This is a genomic window from Streptomyces odontotermitis (assembly GCF_050510915.1).
Classification (GTDB): domain Bacteria; phylum Actinomycetota; class Actinomycetes; order Streptomycetales; family Streptomycetaceae; genus Streptomyces.
In genome coordinates, this window is record NZ_JBNJLS010000010.1 from 167,310 (window position 1) to 191,008 (window position 23,699).

Below are 23,699 nucleotides of genomic sequence, written 5' to 3' on the forward strand. Positions count from 1 at the left end.
GTCGCTGAAACGTGGAGAAGATGATTGCGCTGCTCATCGCGGCGCCTCTGCTCGGAGCGGCCGTACTGCTGTGCGGCGGGCGGCGGTTGGACCGCGTGGGCCACTGGCTCGGCACGCTGCTCGCGGCCGTCTCCTTCGTCATCGGTGTGGCGCTCTTCACCGACATGCTCGGCAAGGGCGCCGAGGAGCGCCACCTGTCGCAGCATCTGTTCAGCTGGATCCCCGTGGAGGGCTTCCAGGCGGATGTCGCCTTCCAGCTCGACCAGTTGTCGATGACGTTCGTCCTCCTGATCTCTGGTGTGGGCACGCTGATCCACATCTACTCGATCGGGTACATGGAGCACGACGAGCGGCGCCGCCGCTTCTTCGGCTATCTGAACCTGTTCCTCGCGGCGATGCTCCTTCTGGTCCTCGCCGACAACTACCTGCTGCTGTACGTCGGTTGGGAGGGCGTGGGCCTCGCCTCGTACCTCCTGATCGGCTTCTGGCAGCACAAGCCCAGCGCGGCCACCGCCGCGAAGAAGGCGTTCCTGGTCAACCGGGTCGGCGACATGGGCCTGTCGATCGCGATCATGCTGATGTTCACCACCTTCGGGACCTTCGCCTTCGGGCCGGTCCTGGAGGCCACGGGGGACACGAGCGAGGGCAAGCTCACCGCGATCGGCCTGATGCTGCTGCTCGCCGCCTGCGGCAAGTCCGCGCAGGTGCCGCTGCAGTCCTGGCTCGGGGACGCGATGGAGGGCCCGACCCCGGTCTCGGCCCTCATCCACGCGGCGACGATGGTGACGGCGGGCGTCTACCTGATCGTCCGCTCCGGCGCGATCTTCAACGGGGCGCCGGACGCCCAGCTGGTGGTCACCGTGGTCGGCGCGGTCACGCTCCTCTTCGGTGCGATCGTCGGTTGCGCGAAGGACGACATCAAGAAGGCCCTCGCCGGCTCGACGATGTCCCAGATCGGCTACATGATCCTGGCCGCGGGCCTCGGCCCCATCGGCTATGTCTTCGCGATCATGCACCTGGTCACGCACGGCTTCTTCAAGGCCGGGCTCTTCCTCGGCGCCGGTTCGGTCATGCACGGCATGAACGACGAGGTGGACATGCGCAAGTACGGCGCCCTGCGCAGGTACATGCCGGTGACCTTCGTGACCTTCGGGCTCGGCTACCTCGCCATCATCGGCTTCCCCGGCCTGTCCGGCTTCTTCTCCAAGGACAAGATCATCGAGGCGGCCTTCGCCAAGGGCGGCACGGAGGGCTGGATCCTCGGCTCCGTCGCCCTGCTCGGCGCGGCCATCACCGCGTACTACATGACGCGCGTGATGATCATGACCTTCTTCGGCGAGAAGCGCTGGGAGGCGGACGCGGAGGGCAACGAGCCGCACCCGCACGAGTCCCCGAAGTCCATGACGATCCCGATGATCCTGCTCGCCTTCGGATCGGTCTTCGCGGGCGGCCTGTTCAGCATCGGCGACCGCTTCCTGAACTGGCTGGAGCCGGTCACCGGCCACGACCACGGCGACTCCCCGCTCAGCGCCGCCGCCGTCACGGGCGCCACCATGGTGGTCCTCGTCATCGGCGTCGCGCTGGCCTGGGCCCAGTACGGGCGCCGCCCGGTCCCGTCCGTCGCCCCGCGCGGCTCGCTGCTCACCCGGGCCGCCCGCCGCGACCTCCTCCAGGACGACTTCAACCACGTCGTCCTGGTGCGCGGCGGCGAGCACCTCACGCGCTCCCTGGTCTACGTCGACCACACCCTGGTCGACGGAGTCGTCAACGGCACGGCGGCCTCGGTCGGCGGGCTCTCCGGGCGGCTGCGCAAATTCCAGAACGGCTACGCCCGCTCGTATGCGGTCTCGATGTTCGGCGGCGCCGTGGTGCTCATCGCCGCGACCCTGCTGATGAGGGCGGTCTGATACCGATGTCCTTTCCTCTCCTGACAGCGACGGCGGCCCTGCCCGCGGTCGGCGCGATCGCCACGGCAGCCGTACCGGCCGCCCGGCGGACCGCCGCCAAGTGGCTCGCGCTCCTGGTCTCGCTCGCGACGCTCGCGCTCGCCGTGGCCGTCCTGGTCCGCTTCGACCCGGACGGCGACCGCTACCAACTCACCGAATCGCACGCCTGGATCGCGGACTTCGGAGTGCGCTACGAGCTCGGCGTCGACGGCATCGCCGTCGCCCTCGTCGCGCTCACCGCCCTGCTGATCCCCTTCATCATCCTGGCGGGCTGGCACGACGCCGACCCCCTGGAGACCAAGAGCTCCCGGTGGCGGCCGACGCAGGGCTTCTTCGCCCTCATCCTCGGCGTGGAAGCGATGGTGATCATCTCCTTCGAGGCCACCGACGTCTTCCTCTTCTACATCTTCTTCGAAGCCATGCTCATCCCGATGTACTTCCTCATCGGCGGCTTCGGAGACCGCGCCCACGCCGGCAGCGACGAGAACGCCTCGGCGCAACGCTCGTACGCGGCGGTGAAGTTCCTCCTCTACAACCTCGTCGGCGGCCTCATCATGCTGGCCGCGGTGATCGGCCTCTACGTGGTCGCCGGGAACTTCTCCCTCCAGGAGATCGCCGAGGCCCGCGCCAACGGCTCGCTCGACATGGCGACCAACACGGAGCGGCTGCTCTTCCTCGGCTTCTTCTTCGCCTTCGCGGTGAAGGCCCCGCTGTGGCCGCTGCACACCTGGCTGCCGAACGCGATGGGCGAGGCCACGGCCCCGGTCGCCGTGCTCATCACGGCAGTGGTGGACAAGGTCGGCACCTTCGCGATGCTGCGTTTCTGCCTCCAGCTCTTCCCGGAGGCGTCGAAGTGGGCGACGCCGGTGATCCTCGTCCTCGCCCTGATCTCGATCGTCTACGGGGCGCTGCTCGCCGTCGGCCAGCGCGACATCAAGCGCCTGGTGGCGTACGCGTCGATCTCGCACTTCGGGTTCATCATCCTCGGCATCTTCGCGATGACGAGCCAGGGCCAGTCGGGCGCGACGCTCTACATGGTCAACCACGGCATCTCGACGGCCGCGCTGATGCTGGTCGCCGGGTTCCTGATCTCGCGGCGCGGCTCGCGCCTCATCGCGGACTACGGAGGGGTGCAGAAGGTCGCCCCGGTGCTCGCGGGCACCTTCCTGGTGGGTGGTCTGGCCACCCTCTCGCTCCCCGGGCTCGCGCCCTTCGTGAGTGAATTCCTGGTCCTGGTGGGCGCGTTCGCGCGCTACCCGGTGGTCGGGATCATCGCGACCTTCGGCATCGTGCTCGCCGCGCTCTACACCCTCGTCCTCTACCAGCGGACGATGACGGGCCCGGTGAAGCCCGAGGTCTCGGCCATGCCCGACCTCAAGGTCCGTGAACTCGTGGTCGTCGCACCGCTGATCGCGCTCCTGATCGGCCTCGGCGTCTACCCGAAGCCGCTCACCGAGCTGGTGAACCCGGCCGTGAAGCACACCATGTCCGACGTACACAAGAAGGACCCCAAGCCCGAGGTGGAGGCGGCCAAGTGAGCGCATCAGCCGTCCACAGCCTGTGGACAACGGCGGCGGCCGATCAGATCGACAAGATCGACGCCCCCAACATCGAGTATGGCCAGCTCTCCCCGACCTTGATCGTCATTGGCGCGGCGGTCATCGGAGTGCTCATCGAAGCCTTCGTGCCGCGCAAGTCCCGCTACTACACCCAGGTGTTCGTCTCGGTGGTCGCCCTCGCGGCGGCCTTCGCGGCGGTCGTCGGGCTCGCCGCCCGCGGCTTCGGCACCACGAAGGCGCACATCGCGGCGATGGGTGCGATCGCGGTGGACGGCCCCGCGCTGTTCCTCCAGGGGACGATCCTGCTCACCGGACTCGTCGCGATCTTCACGTTCGCGGAGCGGCGCCTCGACCCGGAGGCGCACGGCAACCGCGTCGACTCCTTCGTCGCGCAGGCCGGTGCCGTGCCGGGCAGCGAGGCCGAACAGGCCGCCACGAAGGCCGGGTTCACCACCACCGAGGTGTTCCCGCTCGCGCTCTTCGCGATCGGCGGCATGCTCGTCTTCCCGGCGGCCAACGACCTGCTGACCCTCTTCATCGCCCTGGAAGTCTTCTCCCTGCCGCTCTACCTCCTGTGCGCCCTGGCCCGCCGCAAGCGGCTCATGTCGCAGGAGGCCGCGGTGAAGTACTTCCTGCTCGGCGCCTTCGCCTCCGCGTTCACGCTCTTCGGCATCGCGCTCCTCTACGGGTACGCGGGCTCCGTCTCGTACGCGAAGATCGCGAGCGTCGTGGACGGCAGCGTGAAGACCGTCGACCCGGCCCTGGCCGGCACGATGGGCAACGACGCGCTGCTCCTGGTCGGCGCGGCCCTCGTTGTGATGGGCCTGCTGTTCAAGGTGGGCGCGGTGCCCTTCCACATGTGGACGCCCGACGTCTACCAGGGAGCGCCGACCCCGGTCACCGGCTTCATGGCGGCGGCCACGAAGGTCGCGGCCTTCGGCGCCCTGCTCCGGCTCCTCTACGTGGTCCTGCCGGGGATGCGCTGGGACTGGCGGCCGGTCATGTGGGGCGTCGCGGTGATCACGATGCTCGGCGGTGCGATCGTCGCGATCACACAGACCGACATCAAGCGGCTCCTCGCCTACTCCTCGATCGCCCACGCGGGCTTCATCCTGGCCGGTGTCATCGCCACCAGTGAGGACGGCGTCTCGTCGGTCCTCTTCTACCTGGGCGCCTACTCCTTCGTGACGATCGGCGCGTTCGCGGTGGTCACGCTGGTGCGGGACGCGGGCGGCGAGGCGACGCACCTGTCGAAGTGGGCGGGGCTCGGCCGCAGGTCGCCGCTGGTCGCGGCGGTCTTCGCGATCTTCCTGCTTGCCTTCGCGGGCATTCCGCTCACCTCCGGCTTCGCGGGCAAGTTCGCCGTCTTCAAGGCGGCGGCGGAGGGCGGCGCGGGACCGCTGGTCGTGATCGGTGTGCTCTCCTCGGCCGTCGCCGCGTTCTTCTACATCCGCGTGATCGTGCTCATGTTCTTCAGCGAGCCGAAGGCGGACGGCCCGACGGTCGCGGTCCCGTCGCCGCTGACCATGGCGGCGATCGGCATGGGCGTGGCGGTCACGCTCGTGCTCGGTGTGGCCCCGCAGTACTTCCTGGACCTGGCGAACCAGGCGGGGGTCTTCGTCCGCTAGCCGATCACTTCCGTACGCCCGGTGCCGCCCGGCCCTCTGTTCGACAAGGGGGCCGGGCGGTTCTGTGGGAGCGTGCCGTTCTCCGGGCGGGCCTGTGGATAACTCTCGGGGTGTCGGCGCGGGCGCCTATCGTGGACGCAGTGGTCGAGGCGCGACAGGCGGGGGCACGGCGATGAGCGGGATCAGTGGGGTCGACGGGATGACTGAGGTGGTGGAGAGCGACGCGCTGCGGACGCTCCACCGGGTATTCGGGTACGACGCCTTCCGGGGCGAGCAAGAGGCGATCATCGGGCATGTGGTGGACGGCGGGGACGCGGTCGTCCTGATGCCCACCGGCGGCGGCAAGTCGCTCTGCTACCAGATCCCGGCCCTGGTCAGACCCGGCACCGGCGTCGTGATCTCCCCGCTCATCGCGCTCATGCAGGACCAGGTGGACGCGCTGCGGGCGCTCGGCGTGCGGGCGGGCTTCATCAACTCGACGCTGGACTTCGACGAGCGCCGCACGGTGGAGGCCGAGTTCCTCGCGGGCGAGCTCGACCTCCTCTATGTCGCCCCCGAGCGGCTGCGCCTGGACGCCACGCTCGACCTGCTCTCCCGCGGCAAGATCTCCGTCTTCGCGATCGACGAGGCGCACTGCGTGGCGCAGTGGGGCCACGACTTCCGCCCTGACTACCTCTCCCTCTCCCTGCTGGGCGAGCGCTGGCCGGACGTCCCGCGCATCGCCCTGACGGCGACGGCGACGGACGCCACCCACCGCGAGATCACCCAGCGCCTGGGCATGCCCGACGCGAAGCACTTCGTGGCGAGCTTCGACCGCCCCAACATCCAGTACCGCATCGTCGGGAAGGCCGACCCGAAGAAGCAGCTGCTCTCCTTCCTCAAGGAGGAGCACGAGGGCGACGCGGGCATCGTCTACTGCCTCTCGCGCAACTCGGTGGAGAAGACCGCCGAGTTCCTCTCGCGCAACGGCATCGAGGCGGTCCCGTACCACGCGGGCCTGGACGGCTCGACGCGCGCCGCCCACCAGTCCCGCTTCCTGCGCGAGGAGGGCCTGGTCGTGGTCGCGACCATCGCCTTCGGCATGGGCATCGACAAGCCGGACGTCCGCTTCGTCGCCCACCTCGACCTGCCCAAGTCGGTGGAGGGGTACTACCAGGAGACGGGCCGCGCGGGCCGCGACGGACAGCCCTCCACGGCCTGGATGGCCTACGGACTCCAAGACGTCGTGCAGCAGCGCAAGTTGATCCAGTCCGGCGAGGGCGACGAGGCGTTCCAGCGCCGCGCCGCCGCCCACCTGGACGCGATGCTGGCCCTGTGCGAGACGGCCCAGTGCCGCCGCGCCCAGCTCCTCACCTACTTCGGCCAGGAGCCCGTCGCGGCCACGTGCGGCAACTGCGACACCTGCCTCACCCCGCCCGAGACCTGGGACGGCACGGTCGCGGCACAGAAGGTCCTGTCCACGGTGGTGCGCCTGCAGCGCGAGCGCGGCCAGAAGTTCGGCACGGGCCAGATCATCGACATCCTGCTCGGCCGCAAGACGGCGAAGGTCATCCAGTTCGACCACGACCAGCTGAGCGTCTTCGGCATCGGCGAGGAGCTCGGCGAGGGCGAATGGCGGGGCGTGGTGCGGCAGTTGCTGGCCCAGGGCCTCATCGCGGTCGAGGGGGAGTACGGGACGCTGGTGCTGACCGAGGCCAGCGGCTCCGTCCTCGGCCGGGAGCGCGAGGTGCGGTTGCGCAAGGAGCCGAAGCGGGCGGCAGCCTCCCGGCGGGGCAGCGGCGGAGCGGGTGGCGAGCGTAAGCCCAAGGCGGCGGCCGCCGCCGACCTGCCCGAGGAACTGGTGCCTCTCTTCGAGGAGCTGCGGGCCTGGCGGGGAGCGCAGGCGAAGGAAAGGGGCGTCCCGGCCTATGTGATCTTCCACGACGCCACGCTCCGGGAGATCGCCACGCTGCGGCCCGGGTCGATGGCGGAGCTCGGCGGCATCAGCGGCCTCGGCGAGAAGAAGCTGGCGACGTACGGGGAGGGGGTCTTGGAGGTTCTGGCCGGGTTCGGGGGCGGCACCGGCGGCGGCTTCGACGGTGGCACTGTCCCGCAGCCCGCGCAGGGCTCGCCCGTGTCGTCGGCCACGCCGTCCCCGGGCGCCCCGGCCACGCCGTCCCCGGCCACGCCGTCCCCGGGCGCCCCGGGAGAGGAGCCGGACCTGGCCTGGGACGCCGAGCCGGATCCGGAGCTGGGCTGGTAGGCCCTCTCTCCCGGGGCAGCAGCACCGGGAGGCCGGGCGGGCCACCAGCCCGCCCGGCACCGCCCCTGGGGGCCCAGTGACCAGCCGCCGCCCGCGAGGGCTACCGAGCGGGCAGGATCCGCCCCGTCACCTCGCCCAGACCCACCCGCGTCCCGTCCGGCCCCGGGGCCCACGCCGACAGCGTGACCTCGTCGCCGTCCTCCAGGAACGTCCGCTTGCCGTCGGGGAGTTCGAGCGGGTCGCGGCCGTTCCACGTCAGCTCGATCAGGGAGCCGTACTGGGTCGGCTCGGGGCCGCTCACGGTGCCCGAGCCGTAGAGGTCGCCGGTGCGCAGGGACGCGCCGTTGACCGTCATGTGGGCGAGCTGCTGGGCGGCCGTCCAGTACACCGTCGAGAAAGGGGGCTCGGAGATCACGTGGCCGTTGAGCGTCACGGTCATGCGCAGGTCGTAGCCGCCGGGCTCGTCGGCCACCGACTCCGCCGAGTCGTCGAGGTAGGGGAGGAGCTCGTGGGTGCGCTCGGGCGGGGTCACGCGCGCCGCGTCCAGGGCCTCCAGCGGGGTGACCCAGGCGGACACCGAGGTCGCGAAGGACTTGCCGAGGAAGGGGCCGAGCGGCACGTACTCCCACGCCTGGATGTCGCGCGCCGACCAGTCGTTCAGGAGGCAGAGCCCGAAGACGTGGTCGCGGAAGTCCGCGAGCGGCACGGGCGTGGCGAGCGTCGACGGCGTGCCGACCACGAAGCCGACCTCCGCCTCGATGTCGAGCCGGACCGAGGGGCCGAAGACGGGGGCGGTCTCGGCGGGCGTCTTGCGCTGCCCGGTCGGACGTACCACGTCCGTTCCGGAGACGACAACGGTGCCGGACCGGCCGTGGTAACCGATCGGCAGATGCTTCCAGTTGGGGGTGAGCGGGGTCGGCGCGTCGGGGCGGAAGATCTGCCCCAGGTGCGTGGCGTGGTGCTCCGAGGCGTAGAAGTCGACGTAGTCCGCGACCTCGAAGGGAAGGTGCAGCTCCACCTCCGACAGCGGGTGGAACAGCGGCTCCACCACGGCGCGGTGGGCGGGCACGGTGACCCACGCGGTGAGCGCCCGGCGCACGTCGCTCCACGCCGTGCGGCCCGCCGCGAGCAGCGGGTTCAGGGTGGGCTGCGCGAGCAGGGAGACATACGGGGAGCCGAGCGCGGCCGCGGCGGCGCCCGCGTCCAGGACGTGCGCGCCCAGGCGCACCCCCACCCGCCGGTCGCCCTGCGGGGCGCCCCGCAGTGAGAACACACCGTAGGGAAGGTTGTGCGGACCGAAGGGGTCGCCCTCGGGGACATCGAGCGGGGTCTGCTCGGACATGCGTACCTGCCTCACTTCCATCGGGGTGTGCCACACGTTACGTGGGAACCCGTATCAGGGGCAGTGCCTAAAGAGTTCGCAATGTCCGAATAGGTCTTGCTGGAGTGCTCAGTTCCGGCTTAGCGTCCTTTGGGGGAAGCGGGCGTGGATGGATGGGTGGGTCCGGGTCGGAGGGGGACGTGTGGCCGCCAACAGCAGGAGCCTTCCGTTCGAGCCGGACCGCAGCGTGCCCGGACTGATCGTGAAGTTCGGCGACTACCCGCTGCACCACGGCGGCGTGGGCGCCATCCGCAGCCTCGGCCGCCTCGGCGTGCCCATGTACGCGATCACGGAAGACCGCTACACCCCCGCGGCCGCCTCCCGCCACCTCACCCGCGCCTTCCCGTGGCGGACCACGGGCACGGAGGACCCGGAGCGGCTGGTGGACGGCCTGCTGCGGGTCGGGCGCCGCATCGGGCGGCCGACGGTGCTGATCCCCACGGACGAGGAGGCGGCCGTCCTCATCGCCGAGCACCAGAAGGAGCTGGGCGACAAGGAGAGCGGCTTCGGCGGCTTCCTCTTCCCGCGTGTGGAGCCCGAGTTACCCCGCCGCCTCGCCAGCAAGCAGGGGCTGCACGAGCTGTGTGTGGAGCACGGCATCGCCTCCCCGTCGGCGGCGTTCCCGCAGTCGTACGCCGACATCGAGGAGTTCGCCGGGGCGGCCCGTTTCCCGGTGGTCGCCAAGAACCGCGAGGCGTTCACCCGCCGCAAACAGCCCGCGGTGAACGGCACCACCCGCATCGAGACCCCCGAGGGCCTGCTCACCCTCGCCCGGGACTGGGGTGAGCGCCCCGGAGTGATCCTCCAGGAGTATCTGCCGCGGGAGCAGGCGGAGGACTGGATCGTGCACGCGTACTTCGACGCGGACTCCACGCCCCTCGCGCTCTTCACCGGAGTGAAGGTCCGCTCCTGGCCGCCGCACGCGGGCATGACGGCGAACGCGTACGTGGTGGACAATCCCGAACTCGCCGACCTCACCGCGCGGTTCATCAAGCAGATCGGCTTCACCGGCATCATCGACCTGGACCTCCGCTTCGACCGGCGTGACGGCCGGTACAAGCTCCTCGACTTCAACCCCCGCATGGGCGCCCAGTTCCGCCTCTTCGAGAGCGAGTCGGGCATCGACGTGGTCCGTGCCATGCATCTGCAACTGACCGGCCGCGCCGTCCCGGAGGGCGAACAGCGCGCCGGCCACCGCTACATGGTGGAGAACATCGACCTGCCCGCCCTCCTCGCGTACCGCCGCAGCGGCTACACGACGCCGCACGCGCCGGCCCGCCCGTCCTCCACCGAGCTGGCGTGGCTCGCGGCGGACGACATGTTGCCGTTCTTCACGATGCTCGCGCGTTTCGTACGGCCGGGGGCGAAGCATCTGTACCAGTTGTGGCGCACCAACAGGAGGGGGAGCGCCGGGAGTTGACGCGGCGCGCGAAGTGAGTGCCGCGGTGCACGAAGTGAGTGTCGTCCTTGGGGAGGGACTTCGTGATCCAACCAGTTGCAGTCATCGGGGCCGGTCCTTACGGCCTGTCCGCCGCGGCCCATCTGCGGGCCCGCGGCATCCCGGTGCGCGTCTTCGGCGAGCCCATGGTGAGCTGGCGCACCCACATGCCCAAGGGCATGCTGCTGAAGTCCACACCGGCGGCCTCCAGCATCGACGCGCCGCAGCGCGGCCACACCCTCGCCGACTACTGCGACGACGCGGGCATCCCGCGCCTCGTGACCGACGAGGACATCATCCCGATCGAGACGTTCGTGGCGTACGGGGACTGGTTCCAGAGCCGGCTCGTGCCCGAGCTCGAGCGGGTGCGCGTGGTCTCCGTGGACCGGCGCGGCACGGAGGGCTTCGAGCTGAAGCTGGACTCCGGGGAGCAGTTCACGGCGCGCGCGGTCGTCGTCGCGACCGGACTGTCCGGACTCAGCCATCTGCCCCCGGAGCTCGCCGCGGCCGCCCCGGACGGACCCACCCCCACAGGGCCTGTCTCGCACAGCTCGCAACACGGCGACCTGTCCCGCTACGCGGGCCGTCAGCTGCTCGTCGTGGGCGCCGGCCAGTCCTCCCTGGAGACGGCCGTGCTGGCGGCGGAGGCGGGGGCGCACGTGCGGGTGGTGGCCCGCGGCAAGGGCGCCGTCGGCTTCGGGGCGCCCCCGTGGAAGCAGCCGAAGCTGCGCCCCGAGTCGCCGTTCGGCCGCGCCTGGTCCCTCTACGCCCTCAGCTACTACCCCCACCCGTACCGCTATCTGCCCCCGCAGGCCCGGCACTTCCTGGTCCGCCGCATCCTGGGCCCGCTCGGCGCCTGGTGGCTGCGCGACCGCTACGAGAGCCGGGTCACCACCCGCGAGATCGCGGCCATCACCAAGGCGGAGGCGCGCGACGGCGGTCCGGTCCTGACCGTCCGCACCCCCGGCGGCCGCGTCGAGGAACTGGCGGCGGACCACGTCATCGCGGGAACGGGCTACCGCGTCGACGTCAACGCGATGGACTTCCTCGGCCCCGCCCTCCGCGCCCGCCTCGCCACCAGCCGCGGCACCCCGAAGCTGGGCGCCGGCTATGTCTCCTCGGTACCGGGCCTCTACTTCACGGGCATGCTGGGCGGCTCCTCGTACGGGCCGATCATGCGGTTCGTGTGCGGGACGGAGTATGCGTCACCGCGGTTGGCGGGGCATCTGGCGCGGGCGCACGGCTAGGAGGCGTCGTACGGGAGCGTCCAGGCGGCGGAGCCCTCGGGCGGCGCGGGACGGATGTCGTAGGCGGAGAAGTCGACGTCCTCGTCCGGGTCGCCCGAGGGGAGCAGCGGTCCGCCCGGGCGCTCCTTCAAGTACAGCCCGAACGCCCAGAATTCCGGCATCTCATGGCACATGAGGTCCGGGTAGGGCCCGATCTCCAGGCTCCCGTACCGCTCGTTGACCCGGGCCACGGCTTCGGCCCGGGAGATCCCGAAACGGGTCACGGCCTCGTCCACGATCTCGCGGAAGAACGCGAGCATGCCGTCGTCGAGGCGCATCAGGAATTCAGCTGTCATGGTGCTCTATCTGCCGGGTCCGTAGATGGTCGACAGGGATCTGTCGAAGAGTTTCGCCGCGTTGTCGGAGAAGATCGCGATCTGGTGGCCGCTGAGGACGGATTCCTCGCCCTTCTTCATGAACCCCCCGACATTCCGCAGCATGGGGCCCTCGACCATTTCATAGCTGTGCATGGGGCCGCCACCGCGGTGTGTTCTGAAGAAGTCGTCGAGTTCCTTGCTCGGGCCGTCGAAGACCTTGCCGTTCAACTTGTCCAGCTCGGCCTTCGGTACGCGGAAGTGCAGGATCGCGGGGTCGTCCCCCTCCTTCGCGGCCTGCCGCTTGGCCCAGTCCAGGGCCTGCTTCTTGTTGTTGGTGACATAGAACCCGCCGCGGCCGAAGTCCATTTTGCGGGTGCTGCGGGTCACGTCGATTCCATGGCGCTGGATCGCGTCCGCCGCGTTGCCGAACGTGCCGTGGTAGAGGTCCACCATGCAGGGCGCCTTGAGACCCAGCGGGTCCATCCACTGCAGCGGGTTCGGCACATACGCGTGGTGGTTCGGCGCCGCGGTCCGCCCCAGCGGGTCGGGGCTCAGATAGCGCGCGGTGCCGGGCTCGTAGTAGCGGTGGTGGTTGTAGTGCAGTCCCGTCTCGGCGTCGTGATACTGGCCCGGGAAGCGCAGCGGACAGTCGACGCCGGTCCCGCCGCCCGGGCGCACCGCCCCGTCTCCCGCGCCCACCGGGCTGCCCCACAGCGTCGCCGAACGGGACCAGACGATGTCGCCCGCGGGGTCGAGCAGTTCGGTCGGGGTGCCGATGAGGTCGGTGACGATGGCGTAGAAGCGCTCGTCGATCTCCGCCTGCGGGGCATCGTCCGGGAGCCCGGCGGCCGACGAGGTGCGTACCCGCTGGCTCACCGGCGTCTCGCCGTGCGTCCGGTCCCACGAGGTGCTGACGGTCCGGCCCGCCGCCTCGACGGACTGCTCCGCGAGATGGTCGCCGTCCCAGAAGAAGGAGACCTGCTCGACGACCGTGACGCCGTCCTCACCGAGGAGCTGCTTCGCGACGCGTCGCCCCAGCGGGTCGTACACGTAGTGCCAGTGGCGCCCGTCCGGGGTGTGGACGTCGGTGAGCTGGTCCTCGGCGTTCCAGCGGTAGCGCCACTCGCGCCGCCCGCCGGACAGCAGCCTGGTCAGGCGCCGGATCACCCGGCCCTGGCCGTCGTGCCGGTGGGAGGTGCGCCCGGCCCGTTCGACGAGGGTGCCGAAGTACGTGCGCTCGCCGGGGCCGACCTCGTCCCGTACCGGCGCCGACGTGCCGAAGTCCGTGACGTTGCCCAGCGCGTCGTACGCGTAGGTCTCGTCCCAGGGGCCGCCCCGTGCCGCCAGCACCCGTCCGGCGCGGTCGAGTTCGAAGGTGCGCTCGCCGTCGTGCAGGTCGGTCGTCGCCGCGAGCCTGCCGTCGGCGCGGTGCGTGTAGGTGCGCTCCCGCAGTGGGGACCGGGCGCCGTGGGCCGGGGTGAGCCGCTGCGTGGTCGTGAGCCGCTCGGCGTCCCAGTCATGGGTGAGGCGCGCGACGTCGCCGAGAAGCCGCTGCGTCTCCCGGCCCACGATGTCGTACTGGAAGGTGATGTCGTGCCGCCCCATCCCCTGCACCACGGACCGGTCCTCGGCCCGGTACGTCCACCGGGTGACCGCCCCGCCCGGAGTCCTGCGCTCGGTGCGGCGCCCGATGAGGTCGTACGTGGAGCGGACCGCGTGCCCGTTCCAGCTCTCGGACAGGACGCGTCCCAGGGCGTCGTGCTCGATGCCCAGCTCCACCTCGGCGTTGCGGGCGTGGACGAGCCGGCCGGTCCGGTCGTAGGCGTAGGTGGTGGTGGCGCCGTCCGCGTCCATGGCGACGACGTTGTCGAGCACATCGTGCCGGAAAGCCGTGCGCTGACCCGCACCGTTCACGCGCTCCACGAGGCGGCCCACCGCGTCGTAGCGGTAGGTCAGCGTGCGGCCGTTGAAGTCCGTCTCGGAGATCAGACGGCCCACGGGGTCGTACGCGTAACTCCAGCTCTGCCCGGCCGCGTTGGTGACGCTTCGCAGGCGCAGTTCGGTGTCGTAGGTGAATCGCTCCACCGTGCCGTCGTCGTCCTCGCGGGCGGTGACCAGGTCGAAGTGGGTGTTCTGGTAGGTGCTGTGGCGGCCGGTCGAGGAGCGGAACTCGATCGGGTTGCCCTCGGCGTCGTACGTCCAGTGCTCCCGCGTTCCGTTCGGCAGCTCGCGCCAGGAGATCAGGCCCTCGACGGTCCAGCCGACCTCGGTGACGGCACCCACGGGGTCGGTGAGGCGGGTGATGCGGCCGAAGGGGTCCCGGGCGTAGCTGCTGCGGGCACCCAGTGCGTCCGTGGTCTCGACGACGAGGCCCGCGGCGTCGTTGACGACGGTCTGCTGCCGGTTGCCGAGCGCGTCGGTGACGCCGGTGAGACCGCCGCGCTCGTCATACGTGAAGGACGTCGTGGCGCCGAGCGGATCCACGACGGCGACCCGGTTGCCCCGGTCGTCGTAGACGGAGTGCAGCGAACTCCCGTCCGGCTGCGTGACCTTGGTGGCGAGGTGCAGCTCGTTGTACTCACGGGTGATGACGCCGCCGTCGGGGCGGACCAGCTCCGTGACGTTGCCCGCCGTGTCGTAGCGGTAGCGGGTGGTCCTGCCGACCGGGTCGGTGAGCGACTCCAGGCGGCCCTGGCCGTCCCAGGTGCGCACGGTGGTGTGGCCGAGGGGGTCGGTCTCGGCGACGGGCCGGTAGCCCTCGTCGAAGCGGTAGGTGAGGGAGTGCCCGAGGGAGTCGGTCGCGACCGTCGTGCGGGCCTCGTCGTCGTACGCGTAGGTGTAGGCGAGGACGCCGTCGACGCCGCCGGTGCGGACACAGCGGCCGGCGTCGTCGTACGCGTACCGGTACCAGTCACCGTCACGGCTCTGCCAGCCGGTGATCCGCTGCTGGTCGTCGTAGGAGTAGCGCTGGGGAACGGAGCTCGAGTCGGTGACCCCGACGAGGCGCCGCTGTTCGTCGTATTCGTAGGCGACCAGGCGCGGTTCTCCGGGTGCGCTCAGCAGGTCGAGGGCGGTGACGCGGTCCCCGTCCGTGGTGACGCCGACCCGGTAGCCGCCGTGGTGGACCAGCTCGGCGGGGGAGCCGTCGGCCGCGTACCGGATGTCGACGGTGTTGCCGTTGCGGTCGGCCGTCCGGACCAGGGACAGCTCGCCGGACCGGCCCCCGGGCACGGACGCGAAGCTGAGTGTCGTGCCGTACTCGGGCTGCTGGACGGTCATCGTGCCACCGGGTGAACCGTCCCAGTGCAGGGGCCAGTTGGGACCGACGATCGGGCCCTGCGGGTCGTCGGCTTCGGGGATCGTGTAGTACAGCACCGTTCCGTCGGCCGCGACGAGCCGGAGTCCGTCGTCCCCGACCAGCAGCCGCTGGTCGAGCGTGGATATCCAGCTGGAGCCGAACCAGCGGCCCGCCCGCACGCCCGTGCGGTGGCTCCGCTCCAGGTCGAGAGGGAGCACTCCGGGCAGCGATACGTCCGTGAGGGACATGACCATCTGGCCGGTGGCCATGTCGATGGGGTCGCCGCAGGTGAAGAGCTCCTTCATCTTCCGGCCCAGGCCCTGCATGCGCTTGCCCATGCCCTTGACGCCCATGGCCATGCCCTTGAGGCCGATCTTGCTGAGCCCCTTGAGTCCCTTGGCGAGTCCGCGCAGGGAGGTGAGTCCCTTCATGCCGGGTATGCAGTCCAGGGCGGCGAACGCGACGTCCCAGAGAGACGCCTGCCCGTTGGCGTATTTGTTGAGGGTGTCGGCCAGCACGACGAGGGCGGCGACCAGGACGATTGCCCCGAGGATCGGACCGCCGATGATCATGGCGACGATGCCGAGGACGGCGACGACGACCTTGCAGACGGCGACGATGGTGTCCCAGTTGTCGGAGACCCAGTCCCCGACCTCTTCCCACCACTTGCGGTTGTGGATGCCGGCGTCGGAGGCTTCGTCGATCTTCTTCTTCGCCGTGCCCGCGGCCTCTTCGCGCATCTTGCGGGCGTCTTCCGCCATCTTCTTGGCGGCGTCCAGGGCGCCCTGCGCGTTGGAGACGTCTGACTTCGCGTCGGACTGGGCCTTCTCGGCGGCATGCGCGTTGCGGGCGGCGGCCTTGACCTTGTCCTCGTCCGGCTTGGGAACGTCCTTGCCCTTGTCGCCGTCCTTGTTCTTGTACTTGTCGGCTTCCTTGCCCGCCCGGTCCACCCACGAGTCGGCCGAGGACAGCTTGGACTTGGCGTCGCTCAAATCCCCTTGGGCCTCGCGGCCCTTGGCCAGCGCCTTGTCCGCCAGCGCCTGGGCACGCTCCAGCTTGGGCCAGTAGTCCGCGAGCGCGTCACCGGCCATCTCGTAGCTCTTCTTGAGCTTCTTCAGCTTCCCCGGAGCGTCCTCGAACTCAGCCGTGAACGACTCCGCCGTCTTGCCCGCCCAGGACAGGATCGCGTCCTCGCCCGTCATCCCCTTGATGTCACGGAGCACATCGGACACGTCATCCGCGAAGTCATGCGGGTTCATGGCGAGTTGACGGACCCGCTGCGGGTCGCCCGGAGTCGGATCCTTGTCCAGATCCAGGACATGCCGATCCGCCGGCCGGTGGCCTCCCGTGGTGTTCCCCCGTCGCACTCGCATCATGGGCACTCTGCGAGGCCCAAAGGTACGGCATGCCGCGCTGACGCGGAGTGTTCGCGTGCCGGGCGCTCCGAGGAGGGGCCAGTGAGCCCATAGGTCCGTATTCTCTGATCATGGCCGCTCAGATCGCATATGCCCTCATCGCCACCGACCTGGACGGGACGCTGCTGCGCGGCGACGACACCGTCTCCGACCGGTCGAGGGACGCGCTGGCACGGGCCGTGGCAGCGGGGGCACGGCACCTCGTGGTCACCGGGAGGCCCGCCCCAAGGGTGAAGCCGCTCCTCGACGAGCTCGGCAACCACGGGCTCGCGGTGTGCGGGCAGGGCGCGCAGCTGTATGACGCGCGCTGTGACCGGATGGTGTGGTCCGTGACCCTCGACCGGGAGCTCGCCGAGGCGGCGCTCGGCAAGATCGAGGCGGAGGTCGGGATGGTCTACGCGGCCGTGGACCAGGACGGCGTGGACGGGCTCACGCTCATCGAGCCCGGCTACGAGATGCCGCACCCCACGCTCCCCGCGGTCCGGGTGCCGGGGCGCGACCTGCTGTGGGAGGAGCCCATCAGCAAGGTCCTGCTGCGCCACCAGACCCTCGCGGACGACGAGTTGGCGGCGGTGGCCCGGGCCGCCGTGGGCACCCTCGCCACGGTGACGATGTCGGGGCCCGGCACCGTGGAGCTCCAGCCGTGCGGCGTGACCAAGGCGACGGGGCTCGCGCTCGCGGCCGAGCGGCTCGGGCTCTCGGCCGCCGACACCCTCGCCTTCGGGGACATGCCCAACGACATCCCGATGTTCGCCTGGGCCGCGCGCGGCGTCGCCATGGCCAACGCGCACGCCGAACTGAAAGTCGTCGCCGATGAGTTGACGGCGTCCAATGAGGACGACGGGATCGCGGTGGTGCTGGAGCGGCTGCTGGGCGACCCGCAGTGAGAATTCACCCCGCCGCGCCCTGAGCGACCCGAGTGCCCTGAGCGTCCTGAGTGCCCTGAGCGTCCTGAGAATTCACCCCGCCGTGCGCGGGATCCGCCGTTCCCACGTCCGGTGGAACACCACCTCGCCGCCGTCCCGGCACACCACCTCGTTCGAGGTGATGAAGTCCGCCGCGTCGCAGGTGATCTCGGAGTGCGTCTCGACGGTCACGTCCCAGGCGAGCTCGGGGCGGTGCAGGCGGATGTGCCAGTCGGAGCGGGTGCGGGCGCTCAGTGGGTCCGCCTCGTCGATCGTGTACGTCTCCAGGGCGTCCTCGGTGAACTCCAGGCCGTCCGGGTAGACCCGGGTCCCGCCGTAGCGCGGGTCGACCTCCAGGCGCCACTCGCCCTTGGCCACGTCGCGGACGACGAGGCGCTCGGGCCGCTGTTCGTCGAGCGTGGCGGGGAACATCACCCCTAGGGGCTCCGACTGCTCCGGGGGCTCGAAGGTGATCGAGGGGTCCAAGTCGCCGTCCCGTACGGGGAGTTCCAGGGAGCTGCCCGCCGGGTCGAGCGTGAAGCCCGCCGAGTCCGCCTGCGGCCAGATCCACGGCCAGTACGCGGACGACACCGCGAGCCGGATGCGGTGGCCCGGCGGGAAGGTGTGGCCGATGCCGTTGAGCTCGAAGGTGACGTCCTCGGTGGCGCCGAGCGGCCAGGCGTCGGCGCGGTCCCGGCCGCCCCGGGCCGACAGGTTGAGCACCCCGCGCGTGACGAGGGTCGAGGCGCCGTCCGGGGCCACGTCGCAGACCCGGGCGACGGCCTGCCCGTAGGGGACGTCCATGCGCAGGCGCAGGGTGACGCGGGGGCGCCCCAATACCCGTACCAGCTGATCCACTTGGAATTCGAAGCATGCCGACTTCGCGTCCTCCTCGCGCTGGTCGGGCGGCAGGTCGGCGTCGTTCCCGAAGGGGAAGAAGCGGCCCGCGTCCAGCCCCGTGTGCATGGGGGAGTCGACCCGGACCGGGGTTCCCTGGAGGGCGTACGCGACGGGTGTGACGTTCGGGGACGGCCAGGAGGGGTCGCCGACCCAGCCGCCGGAGAGCTCCTCGTACACCGTCGCGGGCCGGTGCGACTCGCTGATCCAGGAGCGCAGCTTCGGCTCCTCCATGACGTCGTTGGGCACGCCCTTGAGGTGGTGGTCCCACCAGCGCAGCGTCTCCTGGAGGAAGCCGATGGCGGGGCCCGGCGGCAGGCCCCGGTCCGGGTACTGGTGCGACCAGGGCCCGATCAACCCCCGTACGTCTCCGGGGAGATGTTCGACGAGGCGCAGCACCGTGTCCCGGTACGGGTCGTGCCAGCCGCCCACCGCGAGGACGGCCGCCTTGATCGCGGAGTAGTCCTCGCAGACGCTGCCGTGCTTCCAGTAGGCGTCACGGGTCTGGTGGCCGAGCCAGGTGTGGATGAAGGGGTCGACGGCCTCCAGGCGCTTCAGCCACAGCTCGCGCCATTCCTCGCGCCATTCCTCGCGCCGCTCCTCGCGCCGCTTTTCGCCCATGTACTGCGGGTCCGGCGGGCGGCAGACGAAGGCCAGCATCGTGGCCGCCCACGCGTGCATGTCGACGGCGAGGACGGAACCACCCATGTAGTGCACGTCGTTGTCATAGCGGTCGTCGGCGGAGCAGACGGTGACGACCGCCTTGAGCGCCTCGGGCGCGAGGGCCGCGATCTGCAGGGAGTTGAAGCCGCCCCAGGAGATGCCGAACATGCCGACCTTGCCGGTGCACCAGGGCTGCGCGGCCAGCCACTCGACCACGGCCACGCCGTCCGCGAGCTCCGTCGCGTCGTACTCGTCCCCGGGCAGCCCCTCCGAGTTCCCGTGCCCGCGCACGTCGACGCGCACGGAGGCGTAGCCGTGGCCCGCGTACCAGGGGTGGCGCTGCCAGTCGCGGGGCGCCGTCCAGTCGGTCAGGCGGTAGGGGAGGTACTCCAGGAGGGCGGGGACGGGTTCGTCGGTGACCGGGCGCCACACGCGCGCGTAGAGGCGTGTTCCGTCCGGCAGCGGGATCCGGACGTCCTCGCGCGTGGTCTCGTACGGGAAGGAGTGGCGGATCTGGATGTCGGTCATGATGACGGGTACCTCGGTGGACGGGATGTCCTCAGTGGACGGGGTGCATGGTGCGGCGCAGCCAGGGCGCGAGGGCGATCACGGCGACGCCGACGGCGATCGCGAGGGCGCCGTTGACGCCGAAGTACGCGGGGTTGGAGACCTTGCCGTAGAGCTTCACGGTCTGTGCCTGGATGCCGTTGGCCAGGGCCAGGGCCAGCGACAGGAACCACAGGGACATGGTCTGGCTGGCGAACGCCTTCGGGGCGAGCTTCGTGGTGGCCGACATCCCGGAGGTCTCCAGAAGGATGTCGCCGAGCCCGAGCAGCAGGTAGGACCCGACGATCCACCAGGCCGCCATCTTGTACGAGTCCCCGGAGTGCCCGGTCGTCGGCAGCACCATCAGGACGAAGGAGAGGCCGCCCAGGATCACGCCGAGCGCGATCTTGTTGGAGGCGTGCGGCTGACGCGGCCCCATCCGCGCCCACACGGCGGCGACCACGGGCGCGAGCGCCACCTCGAAGGCGCCGAGCGCGGAGGCGTACCAGCTGGCGGGGAAGTGGAAGCCGAGGATCTCGGTGCGGGCGTTCGTCGAGGCCAGGAGCATCATCGTCGAGTACGCCTGGAACAGGATGAAGTTGAAGGCGACGGACGCGACGAACAGCACCAGGTAGGGGCGCAGCCGCCCGCGCTCCTCGGCCGTCACGCGCGGGCTCTTGAACATCACCGCGAAGTACACGACGGGCGCGATCACGGAGATGACGGTGAGCACGTCCACGAAGCGGTCCATCGTCAGCCAGCCGACGCCCGCGAGCAGCGCGGCGAGCGCGGCCACCACGACCGCCCCGGCGGCCATGAGGCGCACCGCCCGGCGCATCCCCTCGGGCGGCAGGGCGTACTCCGCGGTGTGTCCGCGCCCGGCAAGGTGGCGCCGCCCGGCGACGTACTGGACGAGCCCGAAGGTCATGCCGATCGCGGCCGCGGAGAAGCCCCAGTGCCAGCCCTTGTGGTCGCCGAGCCAGCCGGTGATCAGCGGTCCGGCGAAGGCGCCGATGTTGATGGCCATGTAGTAGAGGGCGAATCCGGCGTCGCGCCGCTCGTCCTCGGTGCGGTAGAGCTTGCCCACCATGGAGGCCACGTTGGGCTTCAGGAGGCCGGTGCCCGCGCTGATCAGGCCGAGGCCCACCCAGGTCATGGTCGGCGTGGGCACGGCCATCGAGTAGTGGCCGCAGGCGATGAGGATGCCGCCCCACAGGACCGCGCGGTACGAGCCGAGGATCCGGTCGGCGAGCCAGCCGCCCGCCACCGAGACCAGATAGACGAGCGTCCCGTACGCGGCCGAGACGGACGCCGCCGTTCCGGGGTCCATGCCCATGCCGTCGTTCGCGACCGAGTCCGCGAAGTACAGGACGAGGATGGCCTGCATGCCGAGGAAGGAGAACCGCTCCCAGACCTCCAGGCCCGACAGGGTGAGCAGCCCGCGCGGCTGCCCGAAGAACGCGGTGTCGTCGCCCGGCGGCGGCTCTGTGGAAGGCTGCGTCTCAGCCGGATTACGAGACAAAGGTTCCGCTTCCGTTCATTGCGTGACGTATGTGCTAGGACGGGTCTCTCGGGCATACAGGCTGATCACGAACATACCGGTGGTGATCGAGGTCCGCCCGGGCTGGCTGCGCTCGTTCAAGCGCAGCCGGGCCCCCGCTGTGATCGAAAGGCGACCGGATACGCTGACTTGAGTGATGGCAGCGACACATCGACAAACCGTGTCATCGACCAATGACCGACCTTGTGATCGTCAGCAGACAGGAGACCGCTCGTGACCGTCGTCGAGCCGTTCAGGCTGAGCGTGCGGGACCAGGCTCTCGAAGCCGATGTCCAGGCCGGGTTGGCTGCCGTCGAGGAGGGGCTGCTCGAGGCCACCAAGAGTGAGGTCCCGTTCATCACGGAGGCCGCGCAGCACCTGGTGCGCGCGGGCGGGAAGCGCTTCCGGCCGCTCCTGGTCATGCTCGCCGCCCAGTTCGGCGACCCGTACGCCCCCGGAGTCGTGCCGTCCGCGGTGGTCGTCGAGCTCACCCACCTCGCGACGCTGTACCACGACGACGTGATGGACGAGGCGGATGTGCGCCGCGGCGTCCCGAGCGTCAACCAGCGCTGGGGCAACTCGGTCGCGGTCCTCACCGGCGACTTCCTGTTCGCCCGTGCCTCGCACATACTGGCCGACCTCGGCCCCGAGGCCGTCCGCATCCAGGCGGAGGCGTTCGAACGCCTGGTCACGGGGCAGATCCTGGAGACGGCGGGCCCGCGCGACGGACGCGACCCGGTCGACCACTACCTGGACGTGCTCGGCGGCAAGACCGGCTCGCTGATCGCCGTCTCGGGGCGCTTCGGCGCGATGATGTCGGGCGCCGACGAGACCGTCGTGGACGTCCTCACCCAGTACGGGGAGCGGCTCGGCGTCGCCTTCCAGCTCGCCGACGACGTCCTGGACATCGCCTCGGACTCGCACGAGTCGGGCAAGACGCCCGGCACCGACCTGCGCGAGGGCATCCCGACGCTGCCGGTCCTGCGGCTGCGCGAGCGCGTGCGCAAGCTCGGCCTGGCCGAGGACATCGCCCTGAGCGAGCTCCTCGACTCCGACCTGACGGACGACGCCCGGCACGCCGACGCCCTCGCCCAGCTGCGCGCCCACCCCGCCCTGGAGCAGGCCCGCCGGGACACCGTGCGGTACGCGGAGGAGGCCCGCGCGACGCTCGCGCCGCTGCCCGAGTGCGACGCGAAGACGTCGCTGCTGGAGCTGTGCGACGCGGTGGTGCACCGGGCGGGCTGAGCCCGCTGCACCCCCGAGTGTGACGCAGGTCACTCGATGAGTTCCAGGTTGGATTGAGTCCAGGCTAGGAATCGGTCCGTACTCCCGCCCAGAAGCCGGCGCCGCTGGGGACGCCGGCCCGCAGGGGGGAGTCACACCATGGGTACGTTCAGCACATCCACGTCCGCATCCGCCACCACGTCCACGAGGCGTCGCCGGGTACTGCTCGTCTCGACTGCCGTGGTCGTCGCTGCCGCCGCCGGGGTCACGGCCTTCGTGCTGCCGGGCGACGGCGACTCGGCCGAGGGCGGTGTGAGCGGCCTGCGCAGCCAGTCCGCCGAGGTCCAGAGCGGCGGCGCCCTGGCCGCCCGCGGCGGCGCGCTCCTCGTGGCGAGCATGAACGGCGCCAACGAGGTGCCCGTACCGGGCGGCCCCGCCGTCGGCGACAAGGACGGCAAGGCCCTGGAGTTCGTCCAGGTCAAGGGCGACCGGGTCACGGTGACGGTCAAGTGGCGCGGCACCGGGCGGCCCACCATGCTCCACATCCACCAGGGGGGCAAGGGCGTCAACGGCGGCGTCAAGGTCGACTTCACCAAGCTGCTCGGCGCCGTCAAGGGCAACAGCGTCACCGGCACCGTCAAGGTCGCGGACGCCGCGCTCCTGAAGCAGCTGAAGGCCGACCCGGGCGGCTTCTACGCCAACCTGCACACCGCCGAGTTCCCGGGCGGCGCCGTCCGCGGCCAGCTCCACACGGTCTCGGCGAACGTCGGCTTCCAGAGCGCCAGGGCGAGCTTCCAGGCGTCGGTGATCCAGGGCGAGCAGATCTACGAGTGCAAGAAGGCGGACGACGGCTCCGGGAAGTTCGCCTTCGCGCAGCGCGACGTGCGGGCCCGCCTCGGCGGGAACATCGCGCACAGCTTCGTCGCCCCCAACTCCGGTACGCCGCAGTGGATCGCGCCCGACCGCAGCGCCGTCACCGGCCAGTTGATCAGCAAGACGCCCAACGGGGCCGAGAACATCCCGGAGCTGGACCTCAGGGCCACCCGGACCGGCAAGCGGCAGGGGCTGCTCGCCGGCACCGCGGAGATCCTCCGCCTGAACACCGTGGGCGGCGTCGCCCCGTCCGGCAGTTGCGCGAAGGGAGCCGTCGTGGGCGTGCCCTACCGGGCCGACTACGTGTTCGTGCAGCGCTGAGCGCCCCTCACGGTCGGCGGCGCCTTCCCCTACGGGATGGGGGAGGCGCCGCCTCTTCACGTCATCCCGTGGCAGTACGTGGAGTTGCTCCCGGGGTCTGACGATTCCGCCTGGCCGATTTGGTCGTATGGAGGGAAGCAAGGTCCGGCAAGAAACAACCACTCCTCACCAAATCGGGTGAGAATGGCGGCGCGGGGTGGACGACCGCACGTACAGGGCA

The 23,699-nt window shown here is 70.6% G+C and carries 14 protein-coding genes; 9 read left to right on the forward strand and 5 right to left on the reverse strand.

Annotated features, from left to right (window positions below):
- Nucleotides 1-11: 11 nt before the first annotated feature.
- The 4 genes from nuoL to recQ all read left to right on the forward strand — a co-directional run bounded on the left by nuoL (nucleotide 12) and on the right by recQ (nucleotide 7,375).
- Nucleotides 12-1,907, forward strand: a complete 1,896-nt coding sequence (nuoL, locus tag ACQB60_RS26665) for an NADH-quinone oxidoreductase subunit L (protein ID WP_496928658.1) — start codon at nucleotides 12-14, stop codon at nucleotides 1,905-1,907.
- Nucleotides 1,908-1,912: 5 nt separating this feature from the next.
- Nucleotides 1,913-3,484, forward strand: coding sequence for an NADH-quinone oxidoreductase subunit M (locus ACQB60_RS26670; protein WP_496928659.1), 1,572 nt, complete (start codon nucleotides 1,913-1,915; stop codon nucleotides 3,482-3,484).
- The gene (gene nuoN / locus ACQB60_RS26675) at nucleotides 3,481-5,133 is read left to right on the forward strand and encodes an NADH-quinone oxidoreductase subunit NuoN (protein WP_496928660.1); all 1,653 of its coding nucleotides are present in this window, start codon (nucleotides 3,481-3,483) and stop codon (nucleotides 5,131-5,133) included. Before ACQB60_RS26670 ends, nuoN begins: the two co-directional genes overlap by 4 nt.
- Before the next feature lie 199 nt (nucleotides 5,134-5,332).
- On the forward strand, nucleotides 5,333-7,375 hold the full coding sequence (recQ, locus tag ACQB60_RS26680; RefSeq protein ID WP_496928661.1) for a DNA helicase RecQ: 2,043 nt from the start codon (nucleotides 5,333-5,335) through the stop codon (nucleotides 7,373-7,375).
- Between the two features lie 100 nt (nucleotides 7,376-7,475).
- On the opposite strand, the gene fahA is transcribed toward recQ, so the two are convergent.
- On the reverse strand, nucleotides 7,476-8,717 hold the full coding sequence (gene fahA, locus ACQB60_RS26685; protein WP_496928662.1) for a fumarylacetoacetase: 1,242 nt from the start codon (nucleotides 8,715-8,717) through the stop codon (nucleotides 7,476-7,478).
- Between the two features lie 181 nt (nucleotides 8,718-8,898).
- Between fahA and ACQB60_RS26690 the strand changes: the two genes are divergently transcribed.
- Nucleotides 8,899-10,176, forward strand: a complete 1,278-nt coding sequence (locus ACQB60_RS26690) for a carboxylate--amine ligase (RefSeq protein WP_496928663.1) — start codon at nucleotides 8,899-8,901, stop codon at nucleotides 10,174-10,176.
- Between the two features lie 62 nt (nucleotides 10,177-10,238).
- Nucleotides 10,239-11,441 carry an FAD-dependent oxidoreductase gene (locus ACQB60_RS26695; RefSeq protein WP_496928664.1) on the forward strand — a complete coding sequence of 401 codons (1,203 nt, stop codon included), beginning with the start codon at nucleotides 10,239-10,241 and terminating at the stop codon, nucleotides 11,439-11,441.
- On the opposite strand, the gene ACQB60_RS26700 is transcribed toward ACQB60_RS26695, so the two are convergent.
- Both ACQB60_RS26700 and ACQB60_RS26705 read right to left on the reverse strand, forming a co-directional pair.
- The gene (locus ACQB60_RS26700) at nucleotides 11,438-11,776 is read right to left on the reverse strand and encodes a hypothetical protein (protein ID WP_496928665.1); all 339 of its coding nucleotides are present in this window, start codon (nucleotides 11,774-11,776) and stop codon (nucleotides 11,438-11,440) included. The genes ACQB60_RS26695 and ACQB60_RS26700 overlap by 4 nt on opposite strands.
- 6 nt (nucleotides 11,777-11,782) lie before the next feature.
- Nucleotides 11,783-16,471 carry an RHS repeat-associated core domain-containing protein gene (locus ACQB60_RS26705; RefSeq protein WP_496928666.1) on the reverse strand — a complete coding sequence of 1,563 codons (4,689 nt, stop codon included), beginning with the start codon at nucleotides 16,469-16,471 and terminating at the stop codon, nucleotides 11,783-11,785.
- A 110-nt stretch (nucleotides 16,472-16,581) separates the two neighbouring features.
- Here ACQB60_RS26705 and ACQB60_RS26710 point away from each other — a divergent pair, with 110 nt between their 5' ends.
- Nucleotides 16,582-17,397, forward strand: coding sequence for an HAD family hydrolase (locus ACQB60_RS26710; RefSeq protein WP_496928667.1), 816 nt, complete (start codon nucleotides 16,582-16,584; stop codon nucleotides 17,395-17,397).
- Between the two features lie 72 nt (nucleotides 17,398-17,469).
- Here the strand turns inward: ACQB60_RS26710 and ACQB60_RS26715 are convergent, their stop codons facing one another.
- Nucleotides 17,470-19,503, reverse strand: coding sequence for a CocE/NonD family hydrolase (locus tag ACQB60_RS26715; RefSeq protein WP_496928668.1), 2,034 nt, complete (start codon nucleotides 19,501-19,503; stop codon nucleotides 17,470-17,472).
- A 31-nt stretch (nucleotides 19,504-19,534) separates the two neighbouring features.
- Complete coding sequence (locus ACQB60_RS26720; RefSeq protein WP_496928669.1) at nucleotides 19,535-21,043, reverse strand: peptide MFS transporter; 1,509 nt, start codon at nucleotides 21,041-21,043, stop codon at nucleotides 19,535-19,537.
- A gap of 252 nt (nucleotides 21,044-21,295) precedes the next feature.
- Between ACQB60_RS26720 and ACQB60_RS26725 the strand changes: the two genes are divergently transcribed.
- Nucleotides 21,296-22,306, forward strand: a complete 1,011-nt coding sequence (locus ACQB60_RS26725; protein ID WP_496928670.1) for a polyprenyl synthetase family protein — start codon at nucleotides 21,296-21,298, stop codon at nucleotides 22,304-22,306.
- Between the two features lie 138 nt (nucleotides 22,307-22,444).
- Nucleotides 22,445-23,479, forward strand: coding sequence for a CHRD domain-containing protein (locus ACQB60_RS26730; protein WP_496928671.1), 1,035 nt, complete (start codon nucleotides 22,445-22,447; stop codon nucleotides 23,477-23,479).
- Nucleotides 23,480-23,699 lie beyond the last annotated feature (220 nt).

Coding starts and splice junctions, on each gene's coding strand:
- ACQB60_RS26715 (WP_496928668.1), bottom strand. CDS start 19,503: ATGACCGACATCCAGATCCGCCACTCCTTCCCGTACGAGACCACGCGC.
- ACQB60_RS26710 (WP_496928667.1), top strand. CDS start 16,582: ATGGCCGCTCAGATCGCATATGCCCTCATCGCCACCGACCTGGACGGG.
- ACQB60_RS26700 (WP_496928665.1), bottom strand. CDS start 11,776: ATGACAGCTGAATTCCTGATGCGCCTCGACGACGGCATGCTCGCGTTC.
- recQ (WP_496928661.1), top strand. CDS start 5,333: ATGACTGAGGTGGTGGAGAGCGACGCGCTGCGGACGCTCCACCGGGTA.
- ACQB60_RS26705 (WP_496928666.1), bottom strand. CDS start 16,471: ATGATGCGAGTGCGACGGGGGAACACCACGGGAGGCCACCGGCCGGCG.
- fahA (WP_496928662.1), bottom strand. CDS start 8,717: ATGTCCGAGCAGACCCCGCTCGATGTCCCCGAGGGCGACCCCTTCGGT.
- ACQB60_RS26730 (WP_496928671.1), top strand. CDS start 22,445: ATGGGTACGTTCAGCACATCCACGTCCGCATCCGCCACCACGTCCACG.
- ACQB60_RS26670 (WP_496928659.1), top strand. CDS start 1,913: ATGTCCTTTCCTCTCCTGACAGCGACGGCGGCCCTGCCCGCGGTCGGC.